The sequence below is a fragment of the Luteitalea sp. genome (assembly GCF_022842525.1).
Taxonomy (GTDB): domain Bacteria; phylum Acidobacteriota; class Vicinamibacteria; order Vicinamibacterales; family Vicinamibacteraceae; genus Luteitalea.
This window is the reverse complement of the sequence record NZ_JALHPM010000249.1, coordinates 1-7564: the sequence shown is the minus strand read 5'-3', so window position 1 is coordinate 7564 and position 7564 is coordinate 1. Positions and strand designations below refer to the sequence as shown.

The window sequence follows — 7564 nt, the reverse complement described above, 5'->3', positions numbered from 1 at the left end:
CCTGCGGAGCAGAAATAGTAGGTCTGCCCCTGATACTCACTCGTGGCTGCCGCCTTCGCAGGCTCCACGGTCATGCCGCACACGGGATCCTTCACGCTGCACCTCCTTGTGCCGCCGCCCGTCCTGCGGATTGCCACACGCCGGCAACACACGTGGATGAGCTTCCGCGGTGGCTCCCGTAAACTTACCGGATGCTCTCGTCTCGTGCACGTCGTGCACTCGCCATTTGCACGGCCCTTGGGGCGCTCTGCGCCGCGGCCGTGCTGTCGGCGCGAACGTCCATCGACGCCCAGCCGGCGTGGCTGGGCCCGGTCCGCCCGGTGTCGAGCCCGGCGATGTCGCCGAGTGGGCAGCCGCAGCTGCATTCCTCGTCACGAGGCACGCTTTTGAGCTGGGTCGAGCGGCAAGGTTCTCGCGCGAGCTTGAAGTTCTCCACCTTCGACATGGGCCGTTGGAGCGAGGCTCGATTGGTGGCGTCGGGCGACGACTGGTTCGTGAACTGGGCAGACGTGCCTTCGGTCGTGCGATTGGACGGCGGGACGTTGGCGGCGCACTGGCTCCAGAAGAGTGGTACGGGAACGTATGCCTACGACGTCCGGCTCACCCACTCGTCCGACGGCGGGCGCAGCTGGGCAGCGCCGTTCACGCCCCACCATGACGGCACGCCGACCGAGCACGGGTTCGCCTCGCTGTTCCAGATGCCGGCTGGTGGACTCGGGGCGGTCTGGCTCGATGGACGGCAGACCGCTACCGCGGGTGCAGGTCATGCGGCCGGGCACGCCACGTCCGGTGGTGCGATGACCATCCGGTTCGCGACATACGACCGTGCGTGGACGCAGGTCGTCGATACGCCCATCGATGAACGCGTGTGCGACTGCTGTCCGACCACAGCGGCGATCACCAGCGAGGGACCAGTGGTGGCGTTCCGCAATCGCACGGAGGATGAAGTTCGCGACATCTTCGTGTCCCGATTGGAAGGCACGCGATGGACGGACCCGGTTGCCGTGCATGCCGACGGATGGAAGCTCGCCGCGTGCCCCGTGAACGGCCCCATGCTCAGCGCGCGCGGGCGTCAGGTGGTGCTGGCGTGGTTCACGGCTGTCGGCGATGTGGGGCACGTCTACGTCGCGTTCTCGAACGATGCCGGGCGAACCTTCGGCGAGCGCGTCCGCGTGGACGACGTCGCGTCTCAGGGGCGGGTGGACGTCGAGTTGCTGCCTGACGGGTCCGCTGCCGTGAGTTGGATCGAACTGGCCGGTGGGCGCGCGACGTTCATGGTGCGTCGCCTCTCGCCAAGGGGGACACGCAGCCTTCCGGTACAGGTGGCCGCCTTGGAGGGCTCGCGGACAAGTGGGTATCCGAGGATCGCGGCCTCGGGAGAAGCCTTGATGTTCGCGTGGACCGACACGGCGGGAGCGCGCACGACAGTACGGACGGCGATGGCCGCCCTTCAACTGGGGAACCCGGAATGATGAAGATGCTCAGCGTGTTTCTCGCCTCGTCAGCGATCCTTGGCGGGCTCGCGCCAATCGCGACATCGCGATCGGTGTCTGCCCCGCAGGTCGACGTGCTGCGAGTGCCGGACGGGGGCATACAGCCAGACGCGGTGGTCGACGCGGCAGGCGCGCTGCACCTCGTCTACCTGTCGGGGGCTCCTGGGGCCTCCGACGTCTACTACACGCACTCGCGGGATGGCGGCCGCACCTTCGCGCCGCGCGTCCGGGTCAACAGCCAACCGGGAAGCGCGATCGCCATGGGTACGATTCGGGGGGCCCAACTGGCCCTCGGACGCGATGGTCGCGTGCACGTGGTGTGGAACGGTACAGGCACGGCCGACCCGAAGCCGCCCGTCCGCGACGGTCAGAAGCCGGGAATGCCGCTGCTGTACGCCCACACCACGCGCAGCGGAAGTGCTTTTGAACCGCAGCGAAACTTGATGACTTCGACACGACACCTGGATGGCGGGAGTTCTGTCGCGGCTGACAGCGCGGGAAACGTGTTCGTCGCGTGGCATGGGAATGCGCTGGACGGACCGGAGGGTGAACAGGCGCGGCGCGTGTGGCTCGCGCGCTCCTCCGACGACGGCGGTACGTTCTCGCCTGAGGTCGCCATCTCCCCTGCCGAGACCGGGACCTGCGGGTGTTGCGGCTTGCGCATCGCGGCATCAGGCCACAACGTGCAGGTGCTCTACCGCGCAGCGACACAGATGGTTCACCGCGACATCCACGCGTTGCGCTCGTCAGATCGCGGTCGAACCTTCACGGCCGGTAAGGTCGACGAGTGGGAAATCGGCGCGTGTCCCATGTCGAGCATGGCGATTGTGCCAGGAGACACACCGATCTACGCCTGGGAACACGACGGGCAGGTCGCCTTCCGTGCGGAAGGCGACCGTGCGTTCGAACCAACCGCGGCCGACACGCAGGTCGCGACTGCCCGGCGGAAACATCCTCGTCTCGCCGTCGGCAAGGGGGGCGCCGTGCTCATGGCCTGGGCGACTGGCACGGGCTGGAACAAGGGGGGCGCGGTGGGCTGGCAGCTCTTCGCCGACGGCGCACCGCTCGGCGAAGTCCAGGCACGAGACGGTCTGCCCGTGTGGAGCTTCCCGGCGGTGGCGGCCGTCGGCGATCGGTTCGTGCTGCTCTACTGAGCGGCAGGCCGCCTGTCTGCGGCGCGCGTTCGGCAGCAACCGCCGGCGCGGCTGTACGGGTCCGGGGGCTCGATGCCCGCCGTCGGCTCGGGTTGCAACCTCGCCGAGTACCCTGCGCGAGAGATCGCCAGCAGAATGTCGCGCAGGTCGGCCTTGCCGGGTTCCTGTGTCACGACAACCTTGGCGGTATCGAGGTCCACGTGAACATCGAGGACTCCTGAGAGGCCTTCCAGTGCGCGCGTCACGTGCCGGACGCACGCGTCGCAAGACATACCGGCCACCTGCAAGAGGAGCGTGGCCGCCGATTCGTTGGCTGCGTAAGGGGTGCTCATGTCCGGGAAGACGCGCGGCCTGGGTGCGCATTACAGTGCGCCGCTGCGCGGTAGACCCGAGTGAGGCAACCGCACAGCTCATGCGTGGGAGGCCACCATGTACCCTGTCCTGTTCCGCATCGGCGGCTTCGAGATCACCAGCTTCGGCGTGCTGGTCGCCCTGGGAGTCCTTGTGGGGCTGTGGGTGCTGCAACGAGAGCTGCACCGGTCGCACCTGCCGCGTGAGGGGGTCGATGCCGCGCTCGTCGGTGTCATCGGCGGTCTGCTCGGCGCCAAGCTCCTGTGGACGCTCGAACATCTTGGCGAAGAGGCACTGTTCGACCTGCTCCTCAACCGAGGCGGCATGAGCTGGTTCGGCGGGTTCGCCGGCGGCCTTGCGGCAGGCCTGTCCTACCTGCGGTGGTGGAAGCTGCCCGTCATCAGCGTGCTCGCGGCCGCAACGCCGGCGCTCGCGATCGGTCACGCCATCGGGCGCATCGGATGCCTGCTGGTTGGTGATGACTATGGGACGCCGACGGACCTGCCCTGGGGCATTGCTTTTCCGGAAGGGCTGCCGCCAACAACGCTACCGGTGCATCCCACCCAGATCTACGAAGCGCTCGCGCTGATTCCGGTCGCGTGGCTGCTTCTGCGCTGGCGACGGCAGGGTCGTCCCGACCATGTCGTTCTTGGTCAGTACCTGCTGATGGTGGGCGCGGTGCGATTCGGCATCGAGTTCCTGCGGGTGAACGAACGCGTCATGGGTGGGCTCTCGGTCGCCCACCTCGCCTCCCTGGTCGCCATGTTCGTTGGCGCCGTCATTCTCTTGCGGCGCCGAGTCGCTGCCTCCTGACACTTTGGCGCTCGAGGCCTGTAATGTGCCCGGCGCCCGTCCGTCATCAGGTCCGTGTGAACGGAGGATCTGATGTACATGCTCAGCACAACCTTGAGGCGAACGGCACTGCCACTCGGTGCCGTCGCCCTCGTCCTGTCAACGGCCGCCTGCTCCACTCAGGCCCAATCGGCCCCACCCGCCCCTGAACCGCCGCACGTGAAGACCGTCGCGGCCGTCCGCCGGGACGTGCCGCTGGAGACGGTGTTCACCGGCCGTGTCGAGCCGATCCAGCGCGTCGAATTGCGAGCCCGGGTCGGTGGCGCACTCGAAGCCGTGCTGTTCAAAGAAGGTGCGCGCGTCAGCGCCGGCACGCCGCTCTTCCGGATCGATCAGCGCCCCTACGCGATCGCGCTGGCCCGCGCGCAGGCGGAACTGGCCAGCATCGAGGCACAGCTCGCACGCGCGCAGCAGGAACTCGCGCGCGCCGAGCGACTCGTCGCGCAGGACGCCGTCTCCGCAGAGGAAGTGGACCGTCGTCGTGGCGAGGCCGCGCAGCTCGGGGGGAGCGCGGACGCCGCGCGCGCCGCAGTGGCCGATGCCGCGCTGCAGCTCGAGTTCACGACGGTGCGCGCCCCCGTGTCCGGCACCATCGGCAAGCTCGACGTCACGGCTGGCAATCTGGTGACAGGCGGGCCCGGCACCGGCACGCGCCTGGCGCTCTTGCAGTCGCTCGACCCGATCTACGTGTACTTCGAACTCGATCCGACGACGGCCGCGCGCGCACGCCTCGTCGGCCAGCGCGCGTGGCAGGCGACGATAACTCCCTTCGAAGGCGGAGACCCGATCAGTGGCGCCATCGATTTCGTGGACCACGGCGTCGGCGCCCAGACCGGCACGCTCAAGGTCCGAGCACGCCTGCCTAATGCCAATGGGCGCCTGCTGCCCTCCTCGGTCGTGCGGGTCACCTTTCGGCACGGCAACGCCGAGCGTGCCACCGTAATTCCGGAGACCGCCATCGGCACGGATCAGGGACAACGCTTCGTGCTCGTCGCCAACGCCGCCGGGGTCGTCGAGTACCGCCCCATCGAGCTCGGTGCCAGGGTGCGCGAGTGGCGCGTGGTGGCAAACAGCGGCGTGCGGCCAGGCGAGCAGGTGCTCCTGCCGGGCCCTCCCATCCGGCCCGGGATGAAAGTCGTGCCCCAGCCGGAGGTGCTGCGATGAGCGTCTCCCGATTCTTCATCGACAGGCCGGTCGCGGCAGTGGTGCTGTCGGCCTTGATCGTCATTGCCGGTGGCCTCAGCCTCGGACGACTGCCGCTGACGGAGTACCCGCGGGTCACGCCGCCGACTGTGGTCGTGCGCGCCGCGTACCCGGGTGCCAACCCGGAGGCGATTGCCGACACCGTGGCGGCGCCGCTCGAACAGGCCATCAACGGCGTCGACGGCATGCTCTACATGGGCTCGCAGGCCGCCGGCGACGGCTCGTTGACCCTGAGCGTCACCTTCGACGCGCACGTCTCGCCCGAGATGGCGCAGGTCGAGGTGCAGAACCGCGTCTCGCGGGCGCTGCCGCGATTGCCGGTGGAGGTGCAGCGCCTGGGTGTCACGACCCAGAAGCTCTCGCTTGACATCCTCATGGTGGTGCACCTGGTGTCGCCCGGCGGTACCTACGATCCGCTGTATCTCTCCAACTTCGCCACGCGCCGCGTGAAGGACGCACTGGCGCGCGTGCCAGGCGTCGGCGACGTGCAGGTGTGGGGTGCGGGCGACTACAGCCTGCGCGTCTGGCTGGATCCCGATCGGATGGCGGCGCGGTCGCTGGCGACCAGCGACGTGGTGGGCGCCATCCGCGAGCAGAACGTCCAGGTCGCCGCTGGCGCCGTCGGCCAGCAGCCCTCCCCCACCAGCGCCTTCCAGCTCGCGGTCGACACCCGCGGCCGCCTCTCCTCGCCGGAGGAGTTCGAGCAGATCATCGTCCGCACCGACCCGGGCGGCGGCACGGTGCGCCTGCGTGACGTGGCGCGCGTGGAACTCGGGGCGAACCAGTACGCCCTGCGTGCCCTCATCGACAACCAGCCGGCGGCGGCGATCCAGATCCTGCAGGACCCGAGCGCCAGCGCCCTGGAGGTGTCGCAGCAGGTCCGCGACGTCATGCAGCACCTGGCGCGCGAGTTCCCGGCCGGCGTGCAGTACCGCATCGCGTACGACCCGACGCTGTTCGTCCGCGCGTCGATCCGCAACGTGGTCACCACGCTCCTCGAGGCCACGGTCCTCGTCGTGGCGGTGGTGCTGCTGTTCCTGCAGACGTGGCGTGCCTCCATCATCCCCGTCCTCGCCGTGCCGGTGTCGCTCGTCGGCACGTTCGCCGTCATGCACCTGCTCGGCTTCACGCTGAACACGCTGTCCCTCTTCGGCCTCGTCCTGTCCATCGGCATCGTCGTGGACGATGCCATCGTCGTCGTCGAGAACGTCGAGCGTCACCTGGCGCTCGGGCGGAGCCCGCGCGACGCGGCACTGCGTGCGATGGAGGAAGTGACCGGCCCGGTGATCGCCATCACGGCGGTGCTGGCCGCCGTCTTCATCCCGACCGCCATGCTCGCCGGGCTTACCGGCCAGTTCTACCGCCAGTTCGCGCTGACGATCGCCATCTCGACCGCGCTGTCGGCCATCAACTCGCTGACACTGTCGCCCGCCTTGTCGGCACTCCTGCTGCGGCCGCACGGAGAGGCTCGCGATCTGCTGTCGCGCGTCCTGGACCTCGTCGTCGGGCCGTTCACGCGCTGGTTCAACCGGCTCTTCGACCGCGGCGCCGCGTGGTACGTGGCCGGCGTGGGCCGTGCCATTCGCTACGCGGCCATGGTGGCGGTGGTGTACGGCGGGCTGCTCCTGCTGACGGGTGCCGCCTTCCGCAGCGTGCCGTCGGGATTCGTGCCGGCGCAGGACAAGTACTACCTGGTCGGCATCGCACAGCTGCCCAATGGCGCGTCGCTGGACCGCACGGAAGCCGTCGTCAGGCAGATGACGCAGATCGCGCTCGACCAGCCTGGCGTGGAGAGCGTCGTGGCGTTCCCCGGCCTGTCCATCAACGGCTTCGTGATGAACCCCAGTGCCGCGGTGATCTTCACCATGCTCGATCCGTTCGAGGCGCGCACCAGTGCGGATCTCGGTGCCGGTACCATCGCAGGTGCTCTCAACGGCAAGTTCGCATCGATTGGTGGTGCGATGGCGGCGATCTTTCCGCCGCCGCCAGTCCCCGGCCTCGGCGCCATCGGCGGCTTCAAGGTGCAGATCGAGGACCGCGGCGCGAAGGGGCCACGCGCCCTGTACGACGCCACGCAGGCGGTCCTCGCCGAGGCGAGGTCCTCACCGAAGCTCGCCGGCGTCTTCTCGGCTTACCAGGTCGACGTGCCGCGGCTGCGGCTGGACGTCGACCGCGAGCGCACCCGGCAGCTCGGCATTCCGCTCGACCACGTGCACGAGACACTGCAGGCCTACCTCGGCTCCGTCTACGTCAACGACTTCACACTGCTCGGTCGTCCCTACCAGGTCACCGTGCAAGCGGACGCCGCCTTCCGCTCGGACACCGAGGACATCGGTCGCCTGCAGCTGCAGGCACCCGATGGCGCGATGGTGCCGCTCGCCTCGGTGGTGACAACGCGGCCGGCGTCAGGCCCGGACCCGGTCTCCCGCTACAACGTGCACCCCTCGGCCGACATCAACGGCGGCCCGGCGCCGGGTATCAGTTCGGGAGAGGCCGTTGCCGAGATGACGC

At 68.9% G+C, this 7564-nt stretch carries 7 protein-coding genes; 5 read left to right on the top strand and 2 right to left on the bottom strand.

Annotated features, from left to right (window positions below; translation table 11 throughout):
* A partial coding sequence (locus tag Q0C41_RS31540; protein ID WP_367079317.1) for a YHS domain-containing protein occupies nucleotides 1–365 on the bottom strand: 365 nt, incomplete at its 3' end.
* Nucleotides 366–422: 57 nt separating this feature from the next.
* On the opposite strand from Q0C41_RS31540, the gene Q0C41_RS28255 reads away from it, so the two are divergent.
* On the top strand, nucleotides 423–1472 hold the full coding sequence (locus tag Q0C41_RS28255) for a sialidase family protein (protein WP_291989814.1): 1050 nt from the start codon (nucleotides 423–425) through the stop codon (nucleotides 1470–1472).
* 401 nt (nucleotides 1473–1873) lie between these two features.
* The gene (locus Q0C41_RS28250; RefSeq protein ID WP_291989812.1) at nucleotides 1874–2647 is read left to right on the top strand and encodes a sialidase family protein; all 774 of its coding nucleotides are present in this window, start codon (nucleotides 1874–1876) and stop codon (nucleotides 2645–2647) included.
* On the opposite strand, the gene Q0C41_RS28245 is transcribed toward Q0C41_RS28250, so the two are convergent.
* Nucleotides 2641–2979: a heavy-metal-associated domain-containing protein gene (locus Q0C41_RS28245; protein WP_291989810.1), complete on the bottom strand. Its 339-nt coding sequence runs from the start codon at nucleotides 2977–2979 to the stop codon at nucleotides 2641–2643. The genes Q0C41_RS28250 and Q0C41_RS28245 overlap by 7 nt on opposite strands.
* Before the next feature lie 97 nt (nucleotides 2980–3076).
* On the opposite strand from Q0C41_RS28245, the gene Q0C41_RS28240 reads away from it, so the two are divergent.
* The 3 genes from Q0C41_RS28240 to Q0C41_RS28230 form a co-directional block, all read left to right on the top strand.
* On the top strand, nucleotides 3077–3811 hold the full coding sequence (locus Q0C41_RS28240) for a prolipoprotein diacylglyceryl transferase (protein WP_291989808.1): 735 nt from the start codon (nucleotides 3077–3079) through the stop codon (nucleotides 3809–3811).
* A gap of 198 nt (nucleotides 3812–4009) precedes the next feature.
* The gene (locus Q0C41_RS28235) at nucleotides 4010–5014 is read left to right on the top strand and encodes an efflux RND transporter periplasmic adaptor subunit (protein WP_291989806.1); all 1005 of its coding nucleotides are present in this window, start codon (nucleotides 4010–4012) and stop codon (nucleotides 5012–5014) included.
* Nucleotides 5011–7564, top strand: a 2554-nt coding sequence (locus Q0C41_RS28230) for an efflux RND transporter permease subunit (RefSeq protein ID WP_291989804.1), incomplete at its 3' end; no start/stop codon positions are given. The genes Q0C41_RS28235 and Q0C41_RS28230, both read left to right, overlap by 4 nt.

Bases quoted from the DNA above. Each gene is read 5' to 3' on its own strand.
- Q0C41_RS28240 (WP_291989808.1), top strand. From the start codon at position 3,077: ATGTACCCTGTCCTGTTCCGCATCGGCGGCTTCGAGATCACCAGCTTC.
- Q0C41_RS28250 (WP_291989812.1), top strand. From the start codon at position 1,874: ATGCCGCTGCTGTACGCCCACACCACGCGCAGCGGAAGTGCTTTTGAA.
- Q0C41_RS28245 (WP_291989810.1), bottom strand. From the start codon at position 2,979: ATGAGCACCCCTTACGCAGCCAACGAATCGGCGGCCACGCTCCTCTTG.